Genomic DNA, 24,542 nt, shown 5'->3' on the forward strand with positions numbered 1-24,542 from the left:
CTCACGGGGAGGTTTCGTGTCATGACCATTCAGTCCATCCTTGGCGCCATCGTGATTGGCGCCGTCATTGGCGCAATCGGTCGCCTGCTGCTGCCCGGCAGGCAGGCCATCGGGTGGATCCTCACCATCGTCGTCGGCATCGTCGCCGCCCTGCTGGGCACCCTCATCGCCCAGGTGCTCGGCGTCGAGACGACCCCCGGCATCGACTGGATCGAGCTTGTGATGCAGGTCGTCCTGGCGATCGTCGGTGTCGGCCTGGTCGCGGGCCTACGCCGCGGCTCCAGGGTCTAGCGGCGCCAGGGGTGTAGACGAGATAGACGCACACGAAACGGCCCGTCCGGGATCATCCCGGACGGGCCTCTCGTTTTTTGCGTTTCCTGGGGGTGTGGCCGCTATTCCTCGGGGTCCGGCGGGCGCGGAGTGCTGCGCAGGCGGCCGGACGGGGCCTGGGTGTCCTCGTGGATCACCGGGTGGGGTGCGGTGTCCTCAGAGTCGCTCTGGGGCGTTCGAGGCTCGTCGGCGGCGGGGCGGCTTCGGCGGTCGTCCTCGATGATGGGGACGGGCTGGGTGTCGACGTCGCGGGTGTCGGTGGCCCGGGTGTCGGATCGGGGGTGGACCAGGACGTCGGTCGGCTTCACCCGGTCGCCCCACCGGACCGGCCGCCTCAACGGCTCGGGCTCGGGTTCCGGCTCTGGTTCCGGCTCCGGCTTGTGCTCGGGCTCGGGCTCGGGGTCCGGCTCGTGCTGGGGTTCCGGCTCCGGTTCGGGCTCGGGTTCCGGTTCTGGCTCGGGCGTTCGTACGGGCTCCGGGGCTCGTACGGGCTCAGGGGCTCGTACGGGCTCGGGTTCCGGCTCCTGCGGGACGGCCTGCCACTCGGACACCTGCGTCGGGACCGGGGGCGTCTCCGGCGCGGCCGTGGGCCCCACCAGCGGCGTGGACTCCAGCACGGGCGGGGGCGCCTCGGTCACCAGCGGCGGCGGCGTGTCGGCCGCGCGGCCCGGATGGAAGGGCACGAAGTCGTCGTCGTCATCCTCCTCGCGCGCCGCGGCCCGGTGAGCCTGGACGTGCTTGATCAGCAGCAGCCAGAGCCACAGGGCCACGGCCAGCATGACCCAGGGCGCCAGGGCCACGCCCACGGCCACCTGGCGCGCGTCGAAGGTGAACCGCAGCGCGGTCGCCACGTCGGCCGCCGCGGCGGCCACGATGAGCAGGACCAGCACGGTGGCGGCCTGCGCCCGCACCAGCGGCCGGGCTGGGCGCAGCAGCAGCACGCCGAGCAGCGCGACCACGAGCAGCGCGTCGAAGGCGGCCGGATAGAGGAAGGCGAGGTCCTGCCGCGCCTCGCCGGTGACGGCCAGCGCGCGCAGATCGTCGAAGGACAGCGCGCAGGCGGCTCCGGTCAGAGCGGCCACCGCGAGCCCGGCCAGGGCGATGCCCAGGCGACGGAGCGTAGAGGGGGGAGTCACGTCCATGGCGCCTTCGAGACTACAGAAGAATGGGGATCACGACCGATCGAGGGAGACACATGCCCGAGCTGCCGGAAGAAGCGCGCGAACTCCTGGATGCCCCGAATCATGCGACGGTGACCAGCCTCAACCCCGACGGCGGACCGCAGTCCACCGTGGTGTGGGTGCGCACGGACGGCGACGACGTCCTGTTCTCGACCGTCCGGGGGCGGGTGAAGCCGCGCAACTTCGAGCGCGACCCGCGGACGAGTCTGCTGGTCATCGACCCCGGCAATCCCTATCGCTACCTGGAGGTGCGCGGCCGGGTGACGATCGAGGAGGACCCCGAGGGCGCGTTGATCCAGGAGCTGGCCCAGAAGTACACAGGCGAGTCTTGGGAGGACAAGCCGGGCACCGAGCGCCTGATCATCCGGATCCGTCCTGACAAGGTCACGGTGCGAGGCTGAGTAATCGGCCTACAAGAGCCTCCGAGGCGTTAGCCTTGCCTTTGTGAGCCTGCACATCTACGACACCAGCACGCGCGCCACCCGTGAATTCGTTCCGGTCGAAGCCGGCCGGGCGTCGATTTACCTGTGTGGGGCGACCGTGCAGGCTCCTCCGCACATCGGGCACATCCGCTCAGGCGTGAACTTCGACGTGCTCAGGCGCTGGCTCACGCGTTCCGGTTACGACGTGACGTTCTGCCGCAACGTCACCGACATCGATGACAAGATCATCAGGGTGTCGGCCGCGGAGGACGTGCCCTGGTTCGTGATCGCCGAGCGCAACCAGCGGGCCTTCACCTGGGCCTACGACACGCTCGGCTGCCTGCCGCCCACCGTCGAGCCGCGGGCGACCGGCCACGTGCCGGAGATGATCACGCTGATGGAGCGGCTGATCGAGCGCGGCCACGCCTACGCCTCGGGCGGCGACGTCTACTTCAGCGTCCAGTCCTACGCCGACCACTACGGCAAGCTCTCCAACCAGAAGCTGGAGAACATGCGGGCCGCGGCCGACACCGACGACGAGTCGCTCAAGCGCGACGCGCGCGACTTCGCCCTGTGGAAGGGCGCCAAGCCGGGCGAGCCGACCTGGCCCACGCCGTGGGGGCTCGGGCGTCCCGGCTGGCACCTGGAGTGCTCGGCGATGGCCACCAAATACCTCGGGCCGACGTTCGACATCCACGGCGGCGGCATCGACCTGATCTTCCCCCACCACGAGAACGAGATCGCCCAGTCGCAGGCCGCCGGCGACGGCTTCGCCCGCTACTGGATGCACAACGGCATGCTCAAGATCGGCGCCGAGAAGATGAGCAAGTCGCTCGGCAACTCGCTGCTGATCCCCGAGATGGTGCAGAAGGTGCGTCCGGTGGAGCTGCGCTACTACCTGGCCGCGCCCCACTACCGTTCCTCGATCGAGTACTCCGAGGAGGCGCTGCTGGAGGCGGCGGCGGCCTACCAGCGCATCGAGGGCTTCGTCACCCGCGCCGCCGAGGTGATCCACGACGTCGACGCCGACGCGCCCCTTCCGCAGGCGTTCGCCGACGCGCTCGACGACGACCTCGGCACGCCGCAGGCGCTCGCCGTGGTGCACGAGGTGGTGCGCGAGGGCAACGTGGCGCTGTCTCGGGGCGACAAGGAGGCCATCGCGCGGCTGCTCGCCGAGACCCAGAACATGCTCGACGTGCTCGGCCTCGACCCTCGCTCGCCGCAGTGGCGCGGGGGCGGCTCCGACCTGTCGCCGGTGGTCGACGCGCTCGTGGCGGTGGCCCTGGAGCAGCGCAAGGCCGCGCGCGCCCGTAAGGACTACGCGGCGGCCGACGCGATCCGCGACCAGCTCGCCGCGGCGGGCATCACGGTCGAGGACACGCCGCACGGCGCCCGCTGGGAGCTTTCCCGCTGACCTTCCGCCGCTCCTGAACTGATGGCGGGCGCGCCTTCCGCGTCCGTCGTCGGCCACGGCGGACGCCTTCCGCGTCCGTCGTCGGCTGCGGCGGGCGCCTTCCGCGTCCGCCGTCAGCCGCGGAGAGCCGCGACGGCGGCGTCGGTGGCTTCGATCACGATCGTGTGGTAGCCGTCGATGCGCGAGACGATGCCCTCACGCGGGCCCTGGTGCCATTCCGGGCTGCTGTAGAAGGCGTCCTCCTGCTCGTCGCGGGTCTCTTTCGAGGGGAACGCGCGGATGAGGTACGCCTCCTCGTGGCCGTCCTCGTCCACGAGGGAGGCGCCGCTGCTCACCACGTCGATGCCGGCCTTCGCCAGCAGGGGGAGGGCTTCTTCGTGCATGACCCGGAGGAAGTCTGCGCGGGTGCCAGGTTTGAGGCGGTAGGTGCGGATCTCCAGGATCATGCGGGTGCTCCTTCGGGGGGACGTTCCGGTCGGGGAAGTGCTGGGTGGGCGGCACGTTATTCGGTGGTCGCTGACATCCTCCGTCAGTGGGGGTTCGGTCTTCTGGGCTGTGGCTAAGAACCGGTGCTTGCGTTTTCCGGCTTGGCGGTTGGTTCGTCGGTTGGTCTGTGGGCCAGGAAGAAGGCCTGCCGGCCTGAGCGGGGTCTTTCGCTCTCGTCGGGCTCGCGGATGAGCTGGGCGTCCAGGGACAGGCCGGCCCTGTCGAGGAGGTCGGCGATGTGCTCCGGGGGAGTCCAATAGACGTCCAGCGACAGCTTGTGGCCGTAGCCCTGGCTGAGGTGGCGGCGTTCGTCGCCGACCTTGAACGCGATCAGCAGGTGGCCGCCCGGCGCCAGCACCCGGTGGATCTCGGCGAACACCGTCGGCAGGAACTCCGGCGGGGTGTGGACGGTGGAGTACCACGCGACGGCGCCGGCCAGGGACGCGTCCGCCAGGTCCAGCGCGGTCATCGAGCCGACGTCGAAGCGGAGGCCGGGGTGGCTCCGGCGGGCGACGTCGATCATCCCTGGCGACAGGTCGATGCCGAAGGCGGTCACCCCGAGCGCGTGCAGGTGGGCGGTGACGCGGCCCGGACCGCAGCCCAGGTCGGCCACCTCTCCGGCATCCGGGCCCCGCACGAGCTCGGCGAACGCGGCCAGCATGGCCCGGTCCAGGGGCTTGGTGTCGAGTTCGTTCCTGAGCAGTTCGGCGTATTCGGGGGCGACGGTGTCGTAGGCCGTTCGGGTGGCGTGGAGGTAGGCGGACTCAGTCATGGCCCAGGACGATAACCAGCCTTGGGGGCTCCAGGAGTTGCCTGGGGCCGGTTCAGAGGTGGACGCCTTTTGCGCTGTTTGGGGAGGGTTTGCTGGGAGAGGGGCGGGCGGGCCTGTGGTCGTCGTGCTGGGCGGATACCGTCTCGTGTGCAGCCCGATGGAGTGACAGACGTTCGGTGAGGCAGTGAGTGGCGCGCTACGTGTGTTCTGAGGGCAGGCGGCTCGCCAGGTGTGCCGCGGCCGGTCGTATGCGGACGTCGGGATCAGGTGCGGGCCTTGCCCGGCGGGACCGGGTGGGTCGGCGGGCCGATACCCTTGATGGCATGGCAGCAGGCGGTAGGGCATCGGGCAGGCCCGCGAAGAAGAAGGGCCCCTCCAAGGGCACCGGGGGCCAGAAGCGCCGGTCGCTCGAGGGCAGGGGCGCGACGCCGCCTGCCGAGATGCGCCACTGGTACAAGGACAAGGCCAGGTCCGAGCGCATCGCCAGGGAGGACCGCGGCGGCGAGACGCGCCGTCCGGGCAGCGGCCCGGCCCGGCAGAAGCGTTCCGAGGACGCCCCCGAATACATCGGCGGCCGCAACCCGGTGCTGGAGGCGCTGCAGGCCGGGGTGCCCGCCAACGCCCTCTACGTAGCCCAGCGCGTCGAGAACGACGACCGCGTACGCGACTCCATCAAGATCGCGGCGGAGCGCGGGATCGCGCTGCTCGAAGTCACCCGGGACAAGCTCGACCGGATGACGGAGGGCGTCGTCCACCAGGGCATCGCGCTCCAGATCCCCGCCTACGACTATGCGCACCCGTCCGAGCTGGTCGAACTGGCCCAGGACGCGGCCGAGGTCCCGCTGATCGTGGCGCTCGACTCGGTCACCGACCCGCGCAACCTGGGCGCCATCGCCCGTTCGGCCACCGCGTTCGGGGCGCATGGCCTGCTCATCCCGTCCCGCCGCTCGGCCGGGGTGACCGGTGGCGCGTGGAAGACCTCGGCCGGCACGCTCGCGACACTGCGCGTCGCCCGCGCCTCCAACCTGACGGCCGCCCTCCGCGAATACCGAGAAGCCGGCCTCTTCATCGTCGGCCTCGACGGCGCCGGCAAGATCGACATCGGCGACGCCGACCTCCTCGCCGAGCCGCTCGTGGTCGTGGTGGGCTCCGAGGGGAAGGGCCTCGGCCGGTTGGTGCGAGAGCAGTGCGACGTCGTCGTCCGCATCCCCATGCAGGCCGCCGCGGAATCCCTCAACGCCGGGGTCGCCGCCGGCGTGGCCCTGTACGAGGTCGCTCGTCACAGGCGCCGCTAGCGTCTACACTGGTAGGCCGTGCCGACGTAGCTCAATCGGCAGAGCATCTGTCTTGTAAACAGAAGGTCAGGGGTTCGATTCCCCTCGTCGGCTCTGCGTGAAGAGGCCCCTGAACCGGTGTTTCCGGTTCAGGGGCCTCTTGATTTGTCAGGACAACATCGAAATCTTGCTAACGGGCTTGCTTACACGGCCGCTACCCTCCGACGGCTTGGGCGAAGACGTCGGCAGCGGTGGCCGCCTGCTCGTTGATGACGTGGGCGTAGACCCGAAGGGTGATTGCGGGGGCGGCGTGGCCGAGCCGGGCCGCGACGACGTGGACGGGAACGCCGGCCAGGAGCAGCGTGGTCGCGGGTGGGCAGGGCGTCGAGGCTGTCGAGAGGGTGGATGTGTCAGCCAGGAGGGCCGAGTTCGGAGTGCCCGGCGCCTTGAACGGCTCGCCCGGCCCCATCTCCAGCCAGCTCATCTTCGGGCTGGCCGACGTTCTTCCGCGACGCCAGGAACTCCGCCTGGACCTTGTCGGCCGGGCGGTTGTGAGTCTTGGGGGCGCGGAGGTTCCTGGGGATCAGGTTCGGCGTGGACCCGTTGAACGCCGACCAGGCCGCCAAGGCCGTCACCGCTCCTGGCCACATGCGAGCGTGCTTGCGGGCCATGACTGCGGCCACGGGACGACCGCCAAGCCCGGGAAGCTGATGGATCACAGCTCTGCGGGTCCCGCACGCCGATCTCAGGTACGGATCTTGAATGAGCGCCTACGTGGCATGGCTCTCCAGTCGCACGCCGAGCTCATGGGCGGCTTAGGCACATTTTGATCATCCCGCTTGCCGTCGACACGGGACGAACCGGGCGGGCCTGGGCGACGGCGGCGATGTCGTTCGTCTGGTGGAGCACTTCACCTCGACCTCGTGACCAGGCCCGCTTCCCTCGCGCCACGAAGGAATCGATGGTTGGAGTTGGTGTTCTTGACGATGTCGAGGAGCAGGTGGTCGTACAAGTGCTGGGCGATTCGTCCTCACTGGATGGGCGGGGGGCTGGGGTCGTGCATCGCCCTTTTGCGCTCTGAGGCCAGGCGCCTGACGCGTTTCGTGCGCCCCGCCCGGGCGAGGGTTTCGAGCGTCGCCGGATCGGAGGTGGTCGCGGCGAGTCTGAGCTGCAGCCACTCCGACCACTCGCCGGGTTGACCGACCGGCCCGCTCGTCAGGAGTTCCAGATCTTTCGCGCGGGCCTCGGCACGCTCCCGGTCCTGTCCGGCAGGGGCCAGATCGATCCACTTGCGCCGCTCGTCAGCGGTCACCGCCTCCAGCGCGCGCAGGATCACGGCCAGTGCCAGCTCCCGGTCAGGCTCTTCGGCCAGCGCGTCGCGCAGCAGTGACAAGCCGCGCTCATCCGTATTGTCCAGCGCGTCGAGGTACAGCCGCCGCCGTCGACACGTCTCGTGGTCTTCCGGGACGGACCAGGTTCCCGACTCCTGGAAGGCGTCGCATCCGTCATGCTCGAAACGGATCCGGCCGTCGAAGGGGGACGCCGCACTCGCGCACGCACCGTAGTCATTGCCGAGGGCGCCGGCCAGCGGGAACCAGAATCGGCAGGCACCGCACTGCTCGGCGTACCACTCTTCTTGATAATGGGAATCCTCGGTACGCCGATGACGCTCCCCAAGCCACCGTTCGTGAATTGCGGAGCGTTCGTCCTCGCCGTATCCAGCATGGTCGGGAGCGTCTCTCATCTGCCAGTCACAATCCTCAGGATCCGGTGGACGAGTGATCATTGACAGTTGGCCGGATCCTGGCCCTGGCGGTGACCGCCTGCGAGGGACTGGACGACCGTGCGTTCGGGGCGATGCTATTGCCGGCGGGACCGGGTCCCGCGCTGCTGCGGGGAGGTCTACGCGAAAGGGGCCAGGTACGGGCGGTCCTTCATCGAGTCGTGGATGCGGCGCAGCCACGGTGACCGAACCGTCGTCAGTCGCTCCAGTGAGCTGAAGAAGATGCGGCCATCGGGATGGAACAGCCTGTGCGGCAGCAGCGCGGGCGGGTCGTCGCGGCGGACGGCGGCAGGCATCCCGCACGCCGCGGGCATGAGCCGCCGATCGTCGTTGAAGGCCAGGTACGTCCACACGTCCGCAGCGAGCGGCACCACCGCGCCCGCGTCACACGGCCATGCCTCACCGGTCTGCGGGTGCTTCGGCACCAGGGCCATGTCAGTGATCGGCGTGGACAGGCCGGGGCCGGCCAGGACGAGGTGTCGTTCCGGCGGCCCGGGAGGGAGCAGGCTGTCGATCGTCCGGCGAAACGTCTCCGCGACGAGCCCCTCAGGGACGGACACCCGCCTGCCGCCCGAAACCGCCACCAGGTGTGCCAGGGCCACCGCGATTGCGGCCTCCCACCGGGGGCTCCAGAAACCAAGCGGATCAACGGGCGGCGTGCTCGGCAGTTCCGTCCAGTCCATCACCCGCTGGACAGGGCCGGCGACGGCGACGGGGCGCACGACGTCCGGTTCCAGCCACACCACCTGCCAGAACCCGCAGTCGTCGACGCGGGTCGCCACCGGGCAGCCGCAGCTGGCGCAGGCCAGGTTGGGACCGTACTGGCCGTCCCAGCCGCAACAGCAGCCGCCCAACCGGTCCGGGATGAAGGCGGTCCCGCGGAGGTCGCCCGGCGCGATCCCGATCCTGTCCGGAGGGCCCGTGATGTGGTACGTCAGTTGCCGGACGCCGTGATCTTCTGGTTCGGGCATCAAGGGAGCCCATGGTCGGCCATGTCCAGGGTCCACGACGTATGTTCCCGGCTCCAGAAGACCGGGGAGCAGGTCATGGCCGTACTTCTGGCCGGAGTGGTCGGGGAGCGCCACCCGCGCGACCCGCGCGGTCAGCACGGCGCCGCACGACGTACAGGAGAAGACGACCAAACAGCCTCCCTTGCCGCTTGCGAGGCGATCATGGTGGCACAACATGCGGCCTTGGGGGAGCCGGCCGAGGGTGAGAAGGCTCAAGTGATCGCGAAGTGCTGGTCGAGGGCTGCGACGAGCCGGTCGGCCGGCCCCGGGGTCGTGATCGTCGCCCATTGCCGGGCGAGGTCGAGGAACCCGGAGAAGTGCTGTTGGGCCGTGGTGAGCAGGCCGGCGAGCTGGTCGCGGGTGATCTCGATGGACGGGGAGTCATCGACGTGCTGCCGGAGCTGGATGACGTGTCCCACATGGGTGATGTGCGGCGTGGGGTCGTGTCCGAGCCAGGGTTCGTGCCCGCGGGCCACGTCCCACCAGTCCCGCCAGTTCTCCAGGCCGAAACAGCAACCGGGCGGGACGTCGACGTCGGTGGTGGTGTCGCGGAAGCGCAGACCGCCCGGAGCGCTCAGGCCGCCCGTTTCGGCGAGGTGTTGTCGCAGCTGCGCCTCGGTCAACTCGGCGGCGTGCGTGATCGGGAGGCCGTTGCAGCTGAAGATCACGGCCATGGCCGTCCCGACGTCGGCGGGGGACATCCGGCCGGAGAGGGCCAGAAGGCGGTCGTTCGACGGCTCGGTGATCGGCCAGGCCGTGAAGTCCACCGCGTCGTGGGTCTCCAGGACGACTTCGATGATGACCATGGCCGGCAGTATCCAAAGGAATCGGGTGTCCGTGCAGCCGCCGTAGAGGTGGGCGGCGAGGATCTCCTCGGGCGATGTGCTCGAAGAGCCGTCTGGAGGCCTCGACGCGTGTCGGGCTTGCCGACGTCAGGGCTTGGTCGCGGGTGGGATGACGCCCCATCTGAACGTGGAGCTCTTCAGCAGGTGCTCCGTCGCCCTGATGCCGGTCAGGTGCTCGACGAGCAGGAAGGACGGGCCTCTGTAGAGCCGGGGACGCGACGGGTAGAGCCTGTCGATCTCCTCCATCGTGTCCACGAGTTCGGCGGGCGTTTCGGTCAGGAAGCCGTCGTCGCCGCCCCAGCCGAATCTGATCTCGCCGTCCTCGCACCAGTAGAAGTAGTCGAGGTCCTTGACGCCGAGTGCGGCCTGGGAGACGAGGCGGGTGCCCTTGGACAGCTCGATGATCAGGTCTTCGCCGGTGCCTAGCCAGTCGGGGTCGAAGATGAACGTCCAGTCGCCGATGGAGGCGACGCCGACAGGGTCTCCCGGGTTCGAGAAGTAGTCGGGGTCATCGGGGAAGGGGCCCGGTGTGAAGTCCTCCCAGCGGCCGCCGAGGCGCGCGACCACCTGTTCGGGCGTGGCACGCACGTAGATGAAGCTGTAGCACTCCTCGGCGTATTCGCCGCAGAGCCAGGAGAGATCAAGGGGCTGCAAGGACATGCCGTCATGCTGGCACGCGGCACCGACAGGAACAGCTCGCGTCGTCAGTAGGCGGCCGCCTGCGTGCGTCGTGCGGAAAAGTCCAGGGGTGGGTCAGCATCCCTGCTGGAGGACGGCGGCCGGATTCATGGCCGTGTATCGCCTGCGGGCGGGGCTGCGGGCGGCAGCCCCGCCTGCCCGCCACCTCGGCCTGCGGGTGGCAGGCCGGTGGCGCCGGGCCCGGTGAAGGGGTCAGAAGGGGCCGGTCTGCGGGTAGCCGGCCTTGATGACGGCCCTGCGGGTCTTCGGGGTGAGCTTCTTCTCGCTGACGACCTTGCCGGCCGCCGGCACGTTGATCTTCGCCTTGGCCCCCCAGCCGGAGTACTTGGTGTCGGTGTGGAAGGCCATCTGGCGGTAGGCGTCGCCGTCCGAGGAGGAGGTCGAGTCGACGACCGCGCGGGTGAGCAGGTTGTTCTTGTCGAAGTACAGGTGGAACTCGACGCTGCCTTCGCCGGCCGACTTGTCGTGCCGGTAGGCGGCGAGGGTGGCGGTGCCCTGGTATTCGCCGGTGGCCACCTCGGAGGAGCTGTCCAGCATGAACTTCAGGTCCGCAGGGCTGACGCCCGTGTCGAGGATGGGGTTCTCGCGCTCGCTGGTCCGCGAGCCGATCCAGGAGCGTCCGGCGGGCAACGCCTTGGCGATGCCGGGGTTGGTCACGTAGGCGTTCCTGCCTTCGGCGACGACCCGGTAGGGAGGTTCGGCCCCCTGGCGGGACGACATGCGGACGCGCAGGTCGGCGGCCGCCACCTTGCCCTTGCCGAACGCCAGCGTCCCGTCGGTGCGGGTGTTCACCTGCACCTGCATGGCCTGGTCGTCGACGGAGAAATCAACGGTGATGCTGCTTAATTGGGCGATCTTCACGCTCTTGCCCGGTAGTAGTTGGGCTTTCAGGATTTTCACCGCGTCCGCCAGAGCGGCCTGCGCGGTTGCCGGGGATGCGGCCTGAGCAGGTACGGCTGCCGCGCACACGACCGCCGCCGTGGTCGCGAGGCCCGCGAAGAGGAGTTTCATCAGTGTCCTTCTTTTTGTGGATATAGCAGGGAAAAGAGTAAGAGAACGGTGCTGGATTGATGGGTGATATCTCGTAACAATCGTGTGCCGACGATTTCCGGGAAACCGGAAGGTCGAATATTGACCTCGATCAGGTGCGTCGCCAGGCCAGGAGGCCGTCGGGGGCGGCGGTCCGGACATAACCCGCGCTCACGAGTTCCTCCCGGAGGGTCTCCCAGGCGGGACGGTAGGCGTGCCCGACGAGTTCCTCCTCGCTGAGCACCTCGTCGCCCTGCGCGATCCGGTAGAGGTAACGGCACGTGGCGCGTTCGCCGTCCGACTCGACGATCTCGGACGAGACCGTGTACGTGTGGCGGCCCACCCGGCGGGAGTCCAGTCGCCGCATGGGACGGGGCTTCGGCGGGCCGCCGTCGCGCCAGGTGAGGACGAGAAGACCGCCGGGCTCCAGATGGTCGGCCAGGACGGGCCAGAGCCGCCCGCGGTAGCCGGGTTCCAGGGCGTACAACACGTTGATCATCACGATGGCCTCGACCGGCTCGTCGAGGTCGAGGCTCAGGGCGTCGCAGGGCAGCACGGTGACCCGTTCGAGCAGGTCAGGACGTTCGGCCAGGCGGGAGATCAGTACCGACCGCATCGTGGCCGAGGGCTCCAGCGCGAAGATCTCGGCGGGCGTGCACTCGGCCAGGGACGTGGTGATCAGCCCGGTTCCGGCGCCTATCTCCAGAAGGCTGCGGCGAACTCCGGCCAGGAGAGGGGGCAGCTTCTCGCGCACACCCGGTATGTGGCTGTGCACGGCGAGCAGGTCGTAGAAGACGGGAGAGATGTAGTCGGCCATGGTCGGCCACCGTAGTTCAGCCGACACGGACGTCGCCCGGGTCAGGCCCCCGCCGCCGGCGCCCGGTCGAGCGTCACGCCGAAGTGCTCCCGGTAGGCCGGAAGCAGCTCGTTCTCGTTCAGGATGCGTTCGGCGCGCTCGCCCTGCCGGGTGACGATCAGCTTGCGCCCGCTGATCGTGGTACGCCCCTCCGCCGTGCGGATCGAGCACACCGGCGACCTGGTGAAGTGCGAGTCCGGCGAGGTCGCCTGCCACCAGCAGGTCGGCACGAAGTCGGCCAGCTCGTACGGCCGCGCGGTGAGCCGGTAGGCGGGCTCGCCGTTGTGCGACACGTCCAGATCGCCGTGCTCCCCGGGGGCGGGCACGATCTGGAACACCCCGGCGCCGTCCTTCTGCTCGGCGCGCTCGTCGAGCCGCAGCGGCTCGTCGGCGAAGTCGCCGAAGCCGACGTCCACCAGCCACGGCTCGTCGAGGTCGACGCGGAGCGCGAGGTGGTCGAACAGCGGCCCCGGCCGGCCGCCGCCGAACACCCGCGCCGCGAGCAGGGTCACCCGGTAGCCGAGCGCGGTGAGCAGCGCGGCGAACAGGCCGTTCTGCTCGTAACAGAAGCCGCCGCGGCGGCGGGTGACGAGCTTGTCGAACAGGGCGTCGGGCGCGAGCGAGATCGGCTCGCCGAGGTGGATGCTCAGGTTCTCGAACGGCACCGCCCGCAGGTGCGCGAGCTGCAGGGCCCGCAGGCCGTGGACGTCCGGCGGCACCGGCCGGGACGCTCCGAATCTGTCCAGGTAGCGGGTGACTTGCGACTCGTCCATGACCTACAGGAAACCACGTCTCGCCTGCCCGCGCCCGCCGGATGGCGTCGCGGGTCAGCTTCGCACGGCGCACAGCAGGCGGTTGTTCCCGCGCTGCCACAACGTGCCGATCTCGCCGAACCCGGCCTTGGTCAGCGCGCTGACGTGCTGCTCGACCAGGTGGGACTCCGAGCCGTGATGGGATGCGCCGGCCGTGCTGCGCTCCTGGTTGAGATCGGCGAAGGCGGGGTCGGCGGCGATGGCGTCCCACCAGGCGCGCCAGTCCTCGGGCCGGCGGTCGCCGAAGACGCGGTCGGTCTCGCGCTGGTGCACCGCGTGCTCCAGCCGGGCCAGGGTGGGGGAGGAGGAGTCCATGTGGTCGCCGTTGAGCAGGATCCCGCCGGGGCGCAGGACGCCGGCCAGCTCGGCGTACGTCTCCTGAAGCTCCTCGGGCGAGATCCAGTGCAGCGCGGTGGTGCTGACGGCGGCGTCGGCCGGACGGTCAAGGCCGAGCGCCTCGGTCCACCCGCCGGTGCGCAGGTCGGCCGAGACGAAGCGCAGCCCCGGGTAGGCGGCCCGGCCGAGCCCCAGCAGCAGCGGGTCGGCGTCGACGGCGATCACGGTGGCCGAGGGCAGGCGTTCGAGCAGCCGGGCGGACAACGACCCCGGCCCGCACCCCAGGTCGATGACCACGGGATCCGGCCGGCCCAGCGCCTCGACCGCGTCGATCAGCGCGGTGAAGCGGGCCTCCCGGTCGGGCAGGTAGCCCTCCTGCTGACGGTCCCAGCGCTCGATCCATGCCAGCGCGGCTTCCTGAGTGAGCATCGGATCTCCCTGTAACTGTCGTCTAGGATTTGAGCAGTCACAACTTAGAACGCGAAGGTGTAACTGGTCAAGTGGATTACAACAGTCACACAGATGGGATCGTCCGGGTCGCCGTGGCACTGGTCAACGCGCTGACCCCGGGCGAGCAGCGCGGGCGCGAGTTCGCCGTCCCCGACGACCTCGCCGCGGCCGCCTCCGGCGCGCTGGGCAGCGTCTATCCCGGCCACCGCGGGATCGGCGCGGCCGACGCCGCCGAGCTGGCCGAGGTCGCGGCCCGGCTGCGCGCGGTGTTCCGCGCGGTGGCGGACGGCGACGTCGACAGCGCCGCCATGGCCACGAACGCGCTGCTGGAGGAGAGCAGGGCCAGGCCGATGCTCGAACGTCACGACGGCGAGCCGTGGCACCTGCACTTCCACGGCCCCGGCGGCTCGGTGGCGGGCGACTGGGCGGCGAGCTGCTCGACCGGGCTCGCGATCGTGCTCGGCAGCGAGTTCAGCGACCGGCTCGGCGTCTGCACCGCCCCCCACTGCGACCGCGTCTACGTGGACGTCTCCCGCAACGGCACCCGCCGCTTCTGCTCCACGGCCTGCCAGAACCGCGTCAAGACCGCCGCCTTCCGGGCCAGGACGAAAGCGGACTGAGCCGGAGTGAGCCGGAGTGAGCCGGGTCAGGCCAGGACGCGGATCGGCGCGCCGGCCAGGAACGCGTCGATGTCCTGCACGGCGTCGCGGAAGTAGGTCTCATAGTTGCCGCCGGTGACGTACCCGAGATGGGGGGTGGCCAGCACGTTGGGCAGTTTGCGCAGCTCGTGCCCGGCAGGCAGCGGCTCGGTCTCGAACACGTCGAGCCCGGCCCCCGCGATCAGCCCCTCGCGCAGCGCCGACGCCAGGGCGGCCTGGTCGACGATGGCCGCCCGCGAGGTGTTGACCAGGTAGGCGCTGGGCCGCATCAACGCCAGCTCGCGCGCGCCGACCAGCCCGCGGCTGCGCTCGCTCAGCACGAGATGGACGGAGACGACGTCGGACTCGGCGAACAGCTCCTCCTTGGCGACCGCCCGCACGCCCAGCTCGCCGGCGCGCGCCGCGGTCAGGTTCTGGCTCCAGGCGATGACGTCCATGCCGAACGCCTGCCCGATGCGGGCCATCTGCGCCCCGATCTTGCCGAGGCCGAGCAGCCCGAGGGTGCCGCCGTGCAGGTCCATGCCGACGGTGCTCTGCCACGGGCCGTCGGAGCGCATCGCCGTGGCCTCGGGCACCAGGTGGCGGGCCAGGCCGAGGATGAGCGCCCAGGTCAGTTCGGCCGGCGGGGTGGAGGCGCTGCCGGTGCCACACACGGTGACCCCGCGGGCGCGGGCGGCGTCGAGGTCGACGGAGGCGTTGCGCATGCCCGTGGTGATCAGCAGGCGCAGCCGGGGCAGCCGCTCGAACAGCTCCGCCCCGAACGGCGTGCGCTCCCGCATGACGACCACGATCTCGAAGTCGGCCAGGGCCGCCACCAGCTCGTCCTGGCTGGTGAAGTGGGCCCGGAAGCTCGTGGCCCGGACCCGCGACCAGTCGGCCAGCCCGAGGGCCACGCCCTGGTAGTCGTCGAGGACGGCGCAGCGCAGCATGATCCGTGATCCTACGCCGCGGCCCCCTGCTCCAGCTCCCCGGCGGGGCCGGGGAGCTGGAGCCCGTTCATTCGGCGGCTAGCCTTTCCGCCTCTTCGTGCAGCGCCGCGACCAGGATCAGCTCCAGGTTGAGCTCCTCCAGGTCCGGCGACGCCAGACCGTCAAGGACGCGCATGGTGGGCCTCCCTGAACAAAAGACGTCTCAGATGTCACATAGGTTCACATCTATCTGAAACGTTCTCAGGGGAGGCGCGGGCCGGAGGGAGGGGGAGTCATTCCATCCAGGGTTACAGGAATTGTCCCGGACAAATCATCAGGCAACTCCTGACAGGCCGGAATCACGGTTCAACTCGATGTCCATCTGCATCGCCAGAATCTCCTGCCGCTCCTGGTTGATCCTACGGCAGATCGTGACATATGCGGTCAGCACCTTGGAGTAGGAAGCCCGGGCCTCCTCCAGCTGGCCACGCAGACGTTCGATGCGGTCGGGGTCGGCGAACTCCTCGGCCTCGGCCTCGGCCAGCAGCGTGCGGGCCTCGTCGACGATCTCCTCGGCCCGCATCCGCGTACGTCGCAGCATCGCCGAGCACTGGAAGAGCTCCGTCAGGCGCGCCGATGAACGAGCGAACTCGGCCTTGCCCATGCCCGTGCCGCCCGCCCGATGCCAGCGAAGATTCGATGCCATTACCGCCACCTCCCCGGTCAAGGTTGCCTAACTGTAGACGTCTGTACCCCGCCGGAGGATGACCTGAGACGCCCACGGAGTACGTCCTTGATCCCGGCGGAGAGTTTTCTTCCTCTGGCAGGTCGAGGATTTTCCCCTGAAACTCATTCGGTCCCTGGTGAATGCGCTGATTAGAGCCATCTGGGTGGTCTATCTGAGGAATGCTACGAATCGCCAAGGTCGGCAAATAGGTGACTCCAAGACGGCCGATCGGCCCCCGCGGCGACGGGCTTTCGTCACATACTGAAACGACATGGCGGCGCAACGTGACTCCGAGGTGACGGCAGTGATGGCGATGGCGGCGGGCAACAACGACGAGACGGTCGACGTCAGCGTCGTCATCCCGGTGCACAACTGCCGTCCCTATCTGGACAGGTGCCTCACCTCGGCGCTCGTGCAGCGGGTGAAGAAGGAGATCATCGTCGTCGACGACGGCTCCACCGACGGCGGCGCCGAGCTCCTCGACCTCTACGCCACCTACCACCAGTCCAGCGTCAAGGTCGTGCACATCGAGGGGTCGGGCGGCGCCGGCCGGCCGCGCAACGTCGGCCTCGCCCACGCCACCGGCCGGTACGTCTTCTTCTGCGACGCCGACGACCACCTCGGCCCCGAGGCGCTGGAACGCATGGTCGCCATGGCCGACAGGAACGGCTCCGACATCGTGCTCGGCAAGATCGTGGGCCACGGCAGGCGGGCCCCCGCCTCGATGTTCCAGCAGAACGCCGAGCGCCTGACCCTCGCCGACAGCAACGTCTACAACAGCCTGAGCTGCTTCAAGCTGTTCAGGCGCGAGATGGTCGAGCGCCACGGCATCCGCTTCGCCGAGGACATGCTGGTCGGCGAGGACATCATGTTCACCGTGCACGCCTACTGCCACGCCGGCGTGATCTCGGTGGTCGCCGACTACGACTGTTACCACCTGGTCTCCAGGTCCGACGGCAGCAGCATCATGCAGCAGGCGGGCAGCCGCGACCCGATCGCCTGGCTGACCATGATCCGGCGGCCCATCCGGCTCATGGCCCGGCACGTCGAGCCCGGCCCGCTGCGCGACCACCTGCTGCGCCGGCACTTCAGGCTCGACGCCTTCAGTCAGCTCGGCACGGTGTTCCTGGAGAGCGACGACGTGCGCCGCAAGGAGATCGCCCAGGAGGTCGCGGCGCTGTGCGACGAGTGGTTCACCCCCGGCGTGCACGACCGCCTCAACACCATCGACAAGCAGCGCGTGGCCGCGCTCGGCGACGTCGACCGCCTGGTCCGGCTGGCCCGCATCGAGAGCGCCACCGTGCGGCGGCGGCTGACCGGGCTGCGCTGGGAGGAGGACTGCCTGGTGGTGAGCGGCACGGCCGGGCTGGAGGGCATCAGCCAGGACGACGGCGTGGCCCTGGTGCTGCGGGCCCGCAACGACCCGCACGGCGAGCTCGTCGTCCCGGCCGAGCGGCAGGGCGCGGAGTTCACCGCCCGGGTGGAGGCCGCCGCGCTCGCCTCCGGCGTCTGGGACCTGCGGGTGGCGGTCGAGCTGGAGGGGGTGGTGCGCCACGGCCGGCTGGGCGCCGACCGGGACAACGGCGTCACCCGGCCGCAGCCGCGCCTGATCGGCGGCGTGGTGACCCTGCCGTACTTCACCAGGGACAACGGCAATCTGAGCATCGACGTCGGCGGCCATGTCGTCGCCGTGCCCGGCACCGTCCGGCTGGAGCGGACCAGGTGGGGGCTGGGTCACCGGCTCGTCGTGCACGGCGAGGTCAGCGTGGCCGGGCAGGCCCCGGAGTGCGCGGCGATCAGGCAGATCGTCTGGCGCGAACGGCGTACCGGCCGCGAGCGCGCCGAGCGGGTGACGGCGCTGCCCGGGGGCGGGTTCGCGGCCAGGCCGGCGGTGGGCCGGCTCCCGCCCGGCACCTGGGACGCCTACCTGGAGCTCGACCTCGGCGGACCGCCCGCGCTGTTCAGGATCGAGACCGACGCCGACACGGTCGCCGGCCCGAGCAGGTGGCGGGGTGCGGCGTTGCTGCGCAGCGTGCGGCCGTACGCGACCTCGGGGAAGGGGCGGCTGAGCACGGTCGTGCGCCGGCTGACGCCGCGAACGATCCTCAGGAAGCTCCTTCAGTAATTGCCACCTATGTGCAGGTGCAAGGCGATGCTCTAAAGTGAGGAGGATTTGTTCGTCCTTCTGGAGGCGTTGCCGTGCACGTACCCGATGGCTTCTTCAACGCAGCTACATCCGTCTCCGCCGGAGCGGTGGCGGCCGCCGGGGTAGCGGTCTGCCTGCGGGGCGCCCGCCGCGAGCTGGACGACCGGACCGCGCCCATGGCGGGGCTCGTGGCGGCCTTCATCTTCGCGGTCCAGATGCTGAACTTCCCCGTCGCGGCGGGCACCAGCGGCCACCTGCTGGGCGGCGCGCTGGCGGCGATACTCGTGGGGCCCTACACAGGCGTGCTCTGCATGGCCGTGGTGCTGCTCGTGCAGGCCGTGTTCTTCGCCGACGGCGGGCTGACCGCGCTGGGCGTCAACATCACCATCATGGGCATCGTCACCGTGCTGGTCGGGTGGGGCGTCTTCCGGCTGGTCACCGCGATGGCCAGGGGCCGCGGCGGGGTGACGCTCGGGGCGTTCCTCGGGGCGCTGATCTCGGTGCCGGCCTCGGCGCTGGTGTTCTCCCTGCTGTTCTGGATCGGCGGCACCGCGCCCATCGAGGTGTCGGCCGTGGCCGCGGCCATGGGCGGCGTGCACGTGCTGATCGGCATCGGCGAGGCGCTGATCACCGCCACCACCGTCGCCGCCGTGCTGGCCGTACGGCCCGACCTGGTGTACGGCGCCCGCGGGCTGGCCAGGCCGCTGGTGCTCAAGGGGGCCGAAGGCGCCACCACGACCGTGGGCGAGCCGGCGCCGGCGGCCCGGCCGGGCGCGCTCAAGCCGTTCCTGCTGGGCGGGCTCGGGCTGACCCTGGTGCTGGCCGGCGTGGTGTCCTTCTTCGCCGCCTCCGACCCCGACGGGCTGGAGGCCGTGGCCGAGAACAAGGGCTTCAGCGGCCAGGCGGCCGACCACGCGTTCGGGTCGTGGGCGCTGGCCGACTACGGTGAGGTGGGCGGCATCCCGGTCGGCGTGGCCGGGATCGTCGGCGTCGGGCTCGTGCTGCTCATCGCCGGGGCCGTGGCGTTCGCCGCGCGCAGCCGTACGAACGTGGGTGTCTGATCTGTGAGAGACGGTGAGTGACGGTGGGCGCGGGGCATCGGCACGATCTCTACCTGCCGGCCGACTCCCTCGTCCACCGGCTGCCGCCGCAGTGCAAGCTGCTGGCCGTCTTCGCCTTCGCCGTCGTCGTGGTGGCCACGCCGCGGGAGCGCTTCTGGGCGTTCGCGGTCTACGCGGCGCTGCTCGGGGGCGTCGCGCTGGCCGCGCGGGTGCCGGTCGGGCACGTGCTGCGGCGGATGGTGATCGAGCTGCCGTTCGTGTTGTTCGCGTTCCTGATCCCGGTGATCGGGATGGGCGAGCGCACGACGGTGCTCGGGCTCTCGCTGAGCGTGCCGGGGTTGTGGGCGGCCTGGAACATCCTGGTCAAGGCCACGCTCGGGGTGATCGCCTCGATCCTGCTCGCGGCCACCACCGAGCCGCGGGTCATCCTCGTCGGGGCGCAGCGGCTGCGGCTGCCGAGCCTGCTGGTGCAGATCGCCATGTTCATGCTCAGGTACATGGATGTGATCCTGGAGGAGATGCGGCGGATGCGGGTGGCCCGCGAGTCGCGCGGGTTCGAGGCGCGCAACTTCCGGCAGATCCCGGTGATCGCGCGTTCGGCCGGGGCGCTGTTCATCCGTTCGTACGAGCGGGGCGAGCGGGTGCATCTGGCGATGCTGAGTCGCGGCTACGCTGGACGGATGCCGATAATTCAAGATATTTCGGCATCCATCGGGCAGTGGGCGGCGGCGCTCGCCCTGCCCGTCGTGGCACTCGCGGTTCTGGGGCTCTCATGGTGAACTCTCTGGAGGTCAGTGACCTGGCCTACGCCTACCCCGACGGCACTCAGGCGCTGTTTGGCGTGAACCTGGCGATCGGCCGCGGTGAGCGGGTGGCGCTGCTCGGCCCCAACGGCGCCGGCAAGACGACCCTCGTCATGCACCTCAACGGCATCCTCACCGCCGGGCACGGCAGCGTGGCCGTGGGCGGCGTCCCGGTGCGCAAGGACACGCTCAAGGAGATCAGGCAGCGCGTCGGCCTGGTCTTCCAGGACCCCGACGACCAGCTCTTCATGCCCACGGTCCGGGACGACGTCGCCTTCGGCCCGGCCAACGCCGGTCTCAAGGGCGCCGAGCTCGACCAGGTGGTCCACGACGCGCTCGACCGGGTCGGCATGCTGGAGGCCGCCGACCGGCCGCCGCACCACCTGTCGTTCGGGCAGCGGCGCCGGGTGGCGGTGGCCACGGTGCTGGCGATGCGACCGGAGATCCTGGTGCTCGACGAGCCGTCCTCCAACCTCGACCCGGCCGCGCGCCGGGAACTGGCCGAGATCCTGCGCTCGCTGGACGTGACGGTGCTCATGGTCACCCACGACCTGCCGTACGCGCTGGAGTTGTGCGAGCGCTCGCTGATCCTGTCGGGAGGCGTGATCGCCGCCGACGGGCCCACGCGCGAGCTGCTGGCCGACGCCGAGCTGCTGGCCGGGCACCGCCTGGAACTCCCGTACGGCTTCGCCGTCCCGGCCGGGTGAGGCAACCTGGTCCCCAGGTCGCGGGACGGCCGGCCGGACGGGTAAGAACCCTCAGCGCCGCGTCTAGCGCATGATTAGTCCGGTCTAGTCCTTCTGTATCCGGCTCTTCGTAGTTTGTGCATGCCCGCTATCCGGGGATGTCGAAGTACAGTGGCTCATCGAGGAGGGGCCAAATGAAGCTGCGGCTTGCGCGACACGCCCTGGGTGACGCCGTGGTGGTGGCTGTTGAGGGAGAGCTCGACCTGTTCACCGCACCGTTCCTCCGCGACGAGGTCCGCGACGCCATCAAGCAGGACAGCGCCAGGCTCGTGCTCGACCTGCAGCAGCTGTCGTTCATGGACTCCAGCGGGCTTTCCGTGCTGATCGAGGCCTGGCGGCTGGCCACGGGAGAGGGCGGCGGGGTGTCGCTCGCCGCACCCCAGGCGCCCGTGGCGCGCATCCTGCGGACCACGGGGCTCGACCGGCGGATCAAGGTGTACTCCGACGTCGACAGCGCCGTGGGGGAGATTTAACCCGCCCCGAGTAGAACTTCATTCGGTTGGCGCGTTAAGGTCCGGGATATGGACGTCAACGGATCTGCAGCAATCATCTCCGGCGGTGCCAGCGGCCTCGGTGAGGCGACGGCCCGCGAGCTCGCCCGCGCGGGCGCCACCGTGGTCATCGCCGACCTCAACGAGGAGCGCGGCAAGGCCGTCGCCGACGAGCTCGGCGGCGTCTTCGTCAGGACGGACGTGTCGGACGACGATCAGGTGCAGGCGGCCGTCGACGCGGCCGTGGCCACGGGCAAGCCGCTGCGCGTCGTGGTCAACAGCGCGGGCATCGGCTGGGCCGAGCGCACGGTCAACCGCGAGGGCAAGCCGCACAACCCGGCCACGTATCGCAAGGTGATCGAGGTCAACCTGATCGGCACCTTCAACCTCATGCGCATCGCCGCGGCCGCCATCGCCGCCACCGAGCCGGTCGACGCCGACGGCCAGCGCGGCGTGGTCATCAACACGGCCTCCGTCGCCGCCCTGGAGGGCCAGACGGGCCAGCTCGCCTACTCCGCCTCCAAGGGCGGCATCGTCGGCATGACGGTCCCCGCCGCGCGCGACCTGGCGGCCATCGGCGTACGCGTGAACACGATCTGCCCCGGCATCATCGACACCCCCATCTACGGCTTCTCCGGCAACGCCGAGGAGTTCAAGGCCAAGCTCGTCGCCCCCGTGGTCTTCCCCAAGCGCATGGGCCGGGCCGACGAGTTCGCCCACCTGGTGCACTCGCTCGTCCAGAACGACTACATGAACGCCGAGGTCGTGCGCTTCGACGGCGGCATCCGCTTCCAGCCCAAGTGAGGTCCCGTGTCTGACGAAGTGCTCGTCGAGGAGTCCGGCAACGTCGCGGTCATCACCATCAACCGGCCGAAGGCGCGTAACGCGATCAACGGCGCGGTGGCCCGGGGGATCGCCGAGGCGCTGGACACCTTCGACGCCCGCCCCGAGATCTCGGCGTACGTGCTGACCGGCGCCGGGGGCACGTTCTGCGCGGGCATGGACCTCAAGGGGTTCCTGTCCGGCGACTTCCCGGTGGTCGAGGGGCGCGGCTTCGGCGGCATCGCCGAGGCGCCGCCCAAGAAGCCGCTGGTGGCCGCGGTCGAGGGGTACGCGCTGGCGGGCGGCTTCGAGCTGGCCCTGTCCTGCGACGTCATCGTGGCCTCGGCGGAGTCCACGTTCGGGCTGCCCGAGCCGAAGCGCGGGCTGGTGGCGGGCGCGGGCGGGATCATGCGGCTGCCGCGGCGGATCCCGTACCACGTGGCCATGGAGATCGCCCTGACCGGCGACCACTACCCCGCCTCCCGCCTGTACGAGCTGGGCCTGGTCAACCGGATCACCGAGCCGGGGGCCGCCCTGGAGGGCGCGCTCGAGCTGGCCCGCAAGATCGCCGCCAACGCTCCCCTGGCGCTCGCGGCGACCAAGAAGGTGATCATCGAGTCTCAGGACTGGCCCCTGGAGGAGATGTTCAAGAAGCAGGGCGCGATCATCAACCCGGTGTTCGGCTCCAAGGACGCCATGGAGGGCGCGGCGGCCTTCGCCGAGAAGCGCGCCCCCCAGTGGAAGGGCGAGTAACCCTCACCCGTACGCCGGCCCCTTCCGTACCTCCGGAAGGGGCCGCGTCAACGCGCGTGCGTGACCTTTCCTGCGTACGGTAAAGGGAGGAGACGACCACCAGGAGAGCGCATGAGCGACCATTCGGGTTCGAGGTTCGAGTCGGCCAGGCGCGGCGCCGGCACCTTCCTGTCGAACGCGATCAAGGCGATCGTCATCCTCGGGTCCATGCTCGCCGTGATGTGGGTCCTGGAGGGCGTCGACTACGTGATGGACGGCGCGCTCGACTCCTACGGCATCGCGGGCTGGGACGCCGACGGCCTGGTGGGCATCCTGTTCGCGCCGTTCCTGCACGGCGGCTTCGGCCACCTGATGGCCAACTCGCTGCCGCTGCTGGTGCTGGGCTTCCTGGCGGCGGTGCGCGACATCCGCAAGTTCCTGTGGGCCACGTTGCTGATCGTGCTGATCGGCGGCCTCGGCACGTGGGTGTCCAGCCCCGACGTGATCACGATCGGGGCGAGCGGCCTGATCTTCGGCTACTTCGGCTTCGTGCTGGCCCGGGGCCTGTTCGACCGCCGCCTGGTGGACATCCTGATCGGCATCGGCGTGGGCGTGGCCTACTACTCGATCCTGTGGGGCCTGCTCCCCAACCAGCAGGGCATCTCGTGGCAGGGCCACCTGTTCGGGCTCCTGGGCGGCGTGGTGGCCGCCTGGGTGCTGCGCCGCAGGAAAGAGCTGCCGGCCCGCTTCTGAGCCCTACAGGTGCGGTTTGGTGTGCTCGGCCGGTGAGCTGGAGAGCATGCGGTCGATGAGCGCCAGGCCGATCGCCGAGGCCACGAACGCCAGGTGGATGATCGTCTGCCACATGATCTTGTCGTTGGGCACGTCACGCGCCCGGATGAACGTCTGCAACAGGTGCACCGACGAGATGCCCACGATGGCCGTGGCCAGCTTGACCTTCAGCACGTTGGCGTTGACGTGGGAGAGCCACTCCGGCTCGTCGGGATGGTCGTTGAGGTTGATGCGCGAGACGAACGTCTCGTAGCCGCCGATGATCACCATGATCAGCAGGTTGGAGATCATCACGACGTCGATCAGCGCCAGGACCGTCAGCATGACGACGACCTCGGCCGACGTGCCGTCGCCGGTCGCCGGGTGCAGGAAGACGCTGCTCAGCAGGTGCCACAGCTCGGTCATGAACTGCCACACGTACACCGCCTGGGCCACGATGAGGCCCACGTAGAGCGGGACCTGCAGCCAGCGGCTGGCGAACATGAGGTAGCCGAGGCCGCGGGGCAGCGCTCGCCCCTGGCCGATCGGGGGCTGTTCGGGCAAGAATGTTTCCTACTGATCGAGCCGGAGGACTGGTGAATTGGCGAACCTGGGATCCCTGGAACGCGCGATCATGAACGTGCTGTGGGATGCCGGCAGGGCCATGCGCGTGCGGGAGCTCCTGGACAGCCTCAACGAGGACCGCGACCTGGCGTACACGACCGTGCAGACCGTCGCCGAGCGGCTGGTGCGCAAGGGCCTGCTGGTGCGCACGCCCGCGCGCAACGCCTTCCGCTATGCCGCCGCCTGCTCGAGGGCCGAGCACGTCAGCCGCCTGATGCTGGAGGCCCTCGCCGTCAGCACCGACAGGCTGCCGGTGCTGACGAGGTTCGCGCAGAGCGTCGAGGAGGCGGACGCCCTGGCGCTCCTGGACGAGCTGACCCGCCGCACGGGCCGGCGGGCGATGGGCTAGAGCT

29 protein-coding genes and 1 tRNA gene are annotated in these 24,542 nt (G+C 70.0%); 15 read left to right on the forward strand and 15 right to left on the reverse strand.

Translation table 11 applies throughout. The features are described 5' to 3' along the window. Positions 1–21: 21 nt before the first annotated feature. Positions 22–291: a GlsB/YeaQ/YmgE family stress response membrane protein gene (locus tag ACFYYW_RS46420; RefSeq protein ID WP_352322341.1), complete on the forward strand. Its 270-nt coding sequence runs from the start codon at positions 22–24 to the stop codon at positions 289–291. 101 nt (positions 292–392) lie between these two features. Here the strand turns inward: ACFYYW_RS46420 and ACFYYW_RS46425 are convergent, their stop codons facing one another. Beyond that, positions 393–1,466, reverse strand: coding sequence for a DUF2637 domain-containing protein (locus tag ACFYYW_RS46425; RefSeq protein WP_387660327.1), 1,074 nt, complete (start codon positions 1,464–1,466; stop codon positions 393–395). Between the two features lie 59 nt (positions 1,467–1,525). On the opposite strand from ACFYYW_RS46425, the gene ACFYYW_RS46430 reads away from it, so the two are divergent. Both ACFYYW_RS46430 and cysS read left to right on the forward strand, forming a co-directional pair. Continuing rightward, positions 1,526–1,912, forward strand: a complete 387-nt coding sequence (locus ACFYYW_RS46430) for a PPOX class F420-dependent oxidoreductase (RefSeq protein WP_387660330.1) — start codon at positions 1,526–1,528, stop codon at positions 1,910–1,912. A gap of 43 nt (positions 1,913–1,955) precedes the next feature. Further along, positions 1,956–3,347, forward strand: coding sequence for a cysteine--tRNA ligase (cysS, locus tag ACFYYW_RS46435; RefSeq protein ID WP_364413915.1), 1,392 nt, complete (start codon positions 1,956–1,958; stop codon positions 3,345–3,347). 113 nt (positions 3,348–3,460) lie between these two features. On the opposite strand, the gene ACFYYW_RS46440 is transcribed toward cysS, so the two are convergent. Beyond that, on the reverse strand, positions 3,461–3,793 hold the full coding sequence (locus tag ACFYYW_RS46440) for an NIPSNAP family protein (RefSeq protein ID WP_352322334.1): 333 nt from the start codon (positions 3,791–3,793) through the stop codon (positions 3,461–3,463). A gap of 113 nt (positions 3,794–3,906) precedes the next feature. Then, entirely contained in the window at positions 3,907–4,605 is a 699-nt protein-coding gene (locus ACFYYW_RS46445; RefSeq protein WP_387660334.1) for a class I SAM-dependent DNA methyltransferase, read from the reverse strand. Positions 4,606–4,928: 323 nt separating this feature from the next. On the opposite strand from ACFYYW_RS46445, the gene rlmB reads away from it, so the two are divergent. Together rlmB and ACFYYW_RS46455 are read left to right on the forward strand one after the other, a co-directional pair. After that, positions 4,929–5,900: a 23S rRNA (guanosine(2251)-2'-O)-methyltransferase RlmB gene (rlmB, locus tag ACFYYW_RS46450; protein WP_352322330.1), complete on the forward strand. Its 972-nt coding sequence runs from the start codon at positions 4,929–4,931 to the stop codon at positions 5,898–5,900. A gap of 20 nt (positions 5,901–5,920) precedes the next feature. Continuing rightward, a tRNA-Thr gene (locus tag ACFYYW_RS46455) sits at positions 5,921–5,993 on the forward strand. A gap of 100 nt (positions 5,994–6,093) precedes the next feature. On the opposite strand, the gene ACFYYW_RS46460 is transcribed toward ACFYYW_RS46455, so the two are convergent. From ACFYYW_RS46460 to ACFYYW_RS46500, 9 genes are all read right to left on the reverse strand, one after another. After that, the gene (locus tag ACFYYW_RS46460) at positions 6,094–6,363 is read right to left on the reverse strand and encodes a hypothetical protein (RefSeq protein ID WP_387660338.1); all 270 of its coding nucleotides are present in this window, start codon (positions 6,361–6,363) and stop codon (positions 6,094–6,096) included. Positions 6,364–6,909: 546 nt separating this feature from the next. Then, positions 6,910–7,623: a DUF3027 domain-containing protein gene (locus ACFYYW_RS46465; RefSeq protein ID WP_387660341.1), complete on the reverse strand. Its 714-nt coding sequence runs from the start codon at positions 7,621–7,623 to the stop codon at positions 6,910–6,912. Positions 7,624–7,781: 158 nt separating this feature from the next. Beyond that, positions 7,782–8,804, reverse strand: coding sequence for a hypothetical protein (locus ACFYYW_RS46470; RefSeq protein ID WP_387660344.1), 1,023 nt, complete (start codon positions 8,802–8,804; stop codon positions 7,782–7,784). 80 nt (positions 8,805–8,884) lie between these two features. Beyond that, entirely contained in the window at positions 8,885–9,478 is a 594-nt protein-coding gene (locus tag ACFYYW_RS46475; RefSeq protein WP_387660347.1) for a hypothetical protein, read from the reverse strand. Between the two features lie 126 nt (positions 9,479–9,604). Beyond that, positions 9,605–10,177: a DUF6461 domain-containing protein gene (locus tag ACFYYW_RS46480; RefSeq protein ID WP_387660349.1), complete on the reverse strand. Its 573-nt coding sequence runs from the start codon at positions 10,175–10,177 to the stop codon at positions 9,605–9,607. 231 nt (positions 10,178–10,408) lie between these two features. After that, positions 10,409–11,227 carry a hypothetical protein gene (locus ACFYYW_RS46485; protein WP_387660352.1) on the reverse strand — a complete coding sequence of 273 codons (819 nt, stop codon included), beginning with the start codon at positions 11,225–11,227 and terminating at the stop codon, positions 10,409–10,411. A 130-nt stretch (positions 11,228–11,357) separates the two neighbouring features. Further along, positions 11,358–12,062: a class I SAM-dependent methyltransferase gene (locus ACFYYW_RS46490; protein ID WP_387660355.1), complete on the reverse strand. Its 705-nt coding sequence runs from the start codon at positions 12,060–12,062 to the stop codon at positions 11,358–11,360. 41 nt (positions 12,063–12,103) lie between these two features. Beyond that, the gene (locus ACFYYW_RS46495; protein WP_387660358.1) at positions 12,104–12,874 is read right to left on the reverse strand and encodes an arylamine N-acetyltransferase; all 771 of its coding nucleotides are present in this window, start codon (positions 12,872–12,874) and stop codon (positions 12,104–12,106) included. A 54-nt stretch (positions 12,875–12,928) separates the two neighbouring features. Further along, positions 12,929–13,678 (reverse strand): class I SAM-dependent methyltransferase, encoded by a 750-nt coding sequence (locus ACFYYW_RS46500; protein WP_352322312.1) that lies wholly within the window; start codon positions 13,676–13,678, stop codon positions 12,929–12,931. Positions 13,679–13,749: 71 nt separating this feature from the next. Between ACFYYW_RS46500 and ACFYYW_RS46505 the strand changes: the two genes are divergently transcribed. Further along, a complete protein-coding gene (locus ACFYYW_RS46505) occupies positions 13,750–14,319 on the forward strand; it encodes a CGNR zinc finger domain-containing protein (protein ID WP_387660362.1) in 570 nt (189 codons plus the stop codon). Between the two features lie 26 nt (positions 14,320–14,345). Here ACFYYW_RS46505 and ACFYYW_RS46510 read toward each other — a convergent pair whose 3' ends face one another. Further along, positions 14,346–15,287: a D-2-hydroxyacid dehydrogenase family protein gene (locus ACFYYW_RS46510; protein ID WP_387660365.1), complete on the reverse strand. Its 942-nt coding sequence runs from the start codon at positions 15,285–15,287 to the stop codon at positions 14,346–14,348. Between the two features lie 313 nt (positions 15,288–15,600). Beyond that, positions 15,601–15,993, reverse strand: coding sequence for a hypothetical protein (locus ACFYYW_RS46515; RefSeq protein WP_352322306.1), 393 nt, complete (start codon positions 15,991–15,993; stop codon positions 15,601–15,603). 271 nt (positions 15,994–16,264) lie between these two features. Here ACFYYW_RS46515 and ACFYYW_RS46520 point away from each other — a divergent pair, with 271 nt between their 5' ends. From ACFYYW_RS46520 to ACFYYW_RS46555, 8 genes are all read left to right on the forward strand, one after another. Beyond that, positions 16,265–18,118 carry a glycosyltransferase family 2 protein gene (locus ACFYYW_RS46520; RefSeq protein WP_387660368.1) on the forward strand — a complete coding sequence of 618 codons (1,854 nt, stop codon included), beginning with the start codon at positions 16,265–16,267 and terminating at the stop codon, positions 18,116–18,118. Positions 18,119–18,192: 74 nt separating this feature from the next. Beyond that, the gene (locus ACFYYW_RS46525) at positions 18,193–19,200 is read left to right on the forward strand and encodes an energy-coupling factor ABC transporter permease (RefSeq protein ID WP_387660371.1); all 1,008 of its coding nucleotides are present in this window, start codon (positions 18,193–18,195) and stop codon (positions 19,198–19,200) included. A 23-nt stretch (positions 19,201–19,223) separates the two neighbouring features. After that, positions 19,224–19,979: a cobalt ECF transporter T component CbiQ gene (gene cbiQ, locus ACFYYW_RS46530; protein WP_387660374.1), complete on the forward strand. Its 756-nt coding sequence runs from the start codon at positions 19,224–19,226 to the stop codon at positions 19,977–19,979. Then, a complete protein-coding gene (locus ACFYYW_RS46535; protein ID WP_387660377.1) occupies positions 19,973–20,710 on the forward strand; it encodes an energy-coupling factor ABC transporter ATP-binding protein in 738 nt (245 codons plus the stop codon). The genes cbiQ and ACFYYW_RS46535 overlap by 7 nt, the downstream gene beginning before the upstream one ends. Before the next feature lie 173 nt (positions 20,711–20,883). After that, positions 20,884–21,222, forward strand: a complete 339-nt coding sequence (locus tag ACFYYW_RS46540; protein ID WP_101785558.1) for an STAS domain-containing protein — start codon at positions 20,884–20,886, stop codon at positions 21,220–21,222. Between the two features lie 48 nt (positions 21,223–21,270). After that, the gene (locus tag ACFYYW_RS46545) at positions 21,271–22,044 is read left to right on the forward strand and encodes an SDR family NAD(P)-dependent oxidoreductase (RefSeq protein WP_352322296.1); all 774 of its coding nucleotides are present in this window, start codon (positions 21,271–21,273) and stop codon (positions 22,042–22,044) included. Between the two features lie 6 nt (positions 22,045–22,050). Continuing rightward, on the forward strand, positions 22,051–22,815 hold the full coding sequence (locus ACFYYW_RS46550) for a crotonase/enoyl-CoA hydratase family protein (protein ID WP_364413951.1): 765 nt from the start codon (positions 22,051–22,053) through the stop codon (positions 22,813–22,815). A gap of 111 nt (positions 22,816–22,926) precedes the next feature. Beyond that, complete coding sequence (locus ACFYYW_RS46555) at positions 22,927–23,547, forward strand: rhomboid family intramembrane serine protease (protein ID WP_352322292.1); 621 nt, start codon at positions 22,927–22,929, stop codon at positions 23,545–23,547. A 3-nt stretch (positions 23,548–23,550) separates the two neighbouring features. Here the strand turns inward: ACFYYW_RS46555 and ACFYYW_RS46560 are convergent, their stop codons facing one another. Beyond that, positions 23,551–24,129: a TIGR00645 family protein gene (locus ACFYYW_RS46560; RefSeq protein WP_352322290.1), complete on the reverse strand. Its 579-nt coding sequence runs from the start codon at positions 24,127–24,129 to the stop codon at positions 23,551–23,553. A 37-nt stretch (positions 24,130–24,166) separates the two neighbouring features. On the opposite strand from ACFYYW_RS46560, the gene ACFYYW_RS46565 reads away from it, so the two are divergent. After that, positions 24,167–24,538, forward strand: a complete 372-nt coding sequence (locus tag ACFYYW_RS46565; RefSeq protein WP_387660382.1) for a BlaI/MecI/CopY family transcriptional regulator — start codon at positions 24,167–24,169, stop codon at positions 24,536–24,538. The last annotated feature ends 4 nt before the right edge of the window (positions 24,539–24,542 follow it).

Source organism: Nonomuraea sp. NPDC001831, assembly GCF_042892035.1.
Classification (GTDB): domain Bacteria; phylum Actinomycetota; class Actinomycetes; order Streptosporangiales; family Streptosporangiaceae; genus Nonomuraea.

Excerpts from the sequence above, each read along its gene's own strand:
- ACFYYW_RS46520 (WP_387660368.1), top strand. The coding sequence starts at position 16,265 with ATGGCGGCGCAACGTGACTCCGAGGTGACGGCAGTGATGGCGATGGCG.
- ACFYYW_RS46500 (WP_352322312.1), bottom strand. The coding sequence starts at position 13,678 with ATGCTCACTCAGGAAGCCGCGCTGGCATGGATCGAGCGCTGGGACCGT.
- ACFYYW_RS46475 (WP_387660347.1), bottom strand. The coding sequence starts at position 9,478 with ATGGTCATCATCGAAGTCGTCCTGGAGACCCACGACGCGGTGGACTTC.
- ACFYYW_RS46540 (WP_101785558.1), top strand. The coding sequence starts at position 20,884 with ATGAAGCTGCGGCTTGCGCGACACGCCCTGGGTGACGCCGTGGTGGTG.
- ACFYYW_RS46460 (WP_387660338.1), bottom strand. The coding sequence starts at position 6,363 with ATGAGCTGGCTGGAGATGGGGCCGGGCGAGCCGTTCAAGGCGCCGGGC.
- ACFYYW_RS46490 (WP_387660355.1), bottom strand. The coding sequence starts at position 12,062 with ATGGCCGACTACATCTCTCCCGTCTTCTACGACCTGCTCGCCGTGCAC.
- ACFYYW_RS46510 (WP_387660365.1), bottom strand. The coding sequence starts at position 15,287 with ATGCTGCGCTGCGCCGTCCTCGACGACTACCAGGGCGTGGCCCTCGGG.
- ACFYYW_RS46465 (WP_387660341.1), bottom strand. The coding sequence starts at position 7,623 with ATGAGAGACGCTCCCGACCATGCTGGATACGGCGAGGACGAACGCTCC.
- ACFYYW_RS46545 (WP_352322296.1), top strand. The coding sequence starts at position 21,271 with ATGGACGTCAACGGATCTGCAGCAATCATCTCCGGCGGTGCCAGCGGC.
- ACFYYW_RS46430 (WP_387660330.1), top strand. The coding sequence starts at position 1,526 with ATGCCCGAGCTGCCGGAAGAAGCGCGCGAACTCCTGGATGCCCCGAAT.
- ACFYYW_RS46420 (WP_352322341.1), top strand. The coding sequence starts at position 22 with ATGACCATTCAGTCCATCCTTGGCGCCATCGTGATTGGCGCCGTCATT.
- ACFYYW_RS46440 (WP_352322334.1), bottom strand. The coding sequence starts at position 3,793 with ATGATCCTGGAGATCCGCACCTACCGCCTCAAACCTGGCACCCGCGCA.
- ACFYYW_RS46495 (WP_387660358.1), bottom strand. The coding sequence starts at position 12,874 with ATGGACGAGTCGCAAGTCACCCGCTACCTGGACAGATTCGGAGCGTCC.
- ACFYYW_RS46535 (WP_387660377.1), top strand. The coding sequence starts at position 19,973 with ATGGTGAACTCTCTGGAGGTCAGTGACCTGGCCTACGCCTACCCCGAC.
- ACFYYW_RS46555 (WP_352322292.1), top strand. The coding sequence starts at position 22,927 with ATGAGCGACCATTCGGGTTCGAGGTTCGAGTCGGCCAGGCGCGGCGCC.
- ACFYYW_RS46480 (WP_387660349.1), bottom strand. The coding sequence starts at position 10,177 with ATGTCCTTGCAGCCCCTTGATCTCTCCTGGCTCTGCGGCGAATACGCC.
- ACFYYW_RS46445 (WP_387660334.1), bottom strand. The coding sequence starts at position 4,605 with ATGACTGAGTCCGCCTACCTCCACGCCACCCGAACGGCCTACGACACC.
- rlmB (WP_352322330.1), top strand. The coding sequence starts at position 4,929 with ATGGCAGCAGGCGGTAGGGCATCGGGCAGGCCCGCGAAGAAGAAGGGC.
- ACFYYW_RS46485 (WP_387660352.1), bottom strand. The coding sequence starts at position 11,227 with ATGAAACTCCTCTTCGCGGGCCTCGCGACCACGGCGGCGGTCGTGTGC.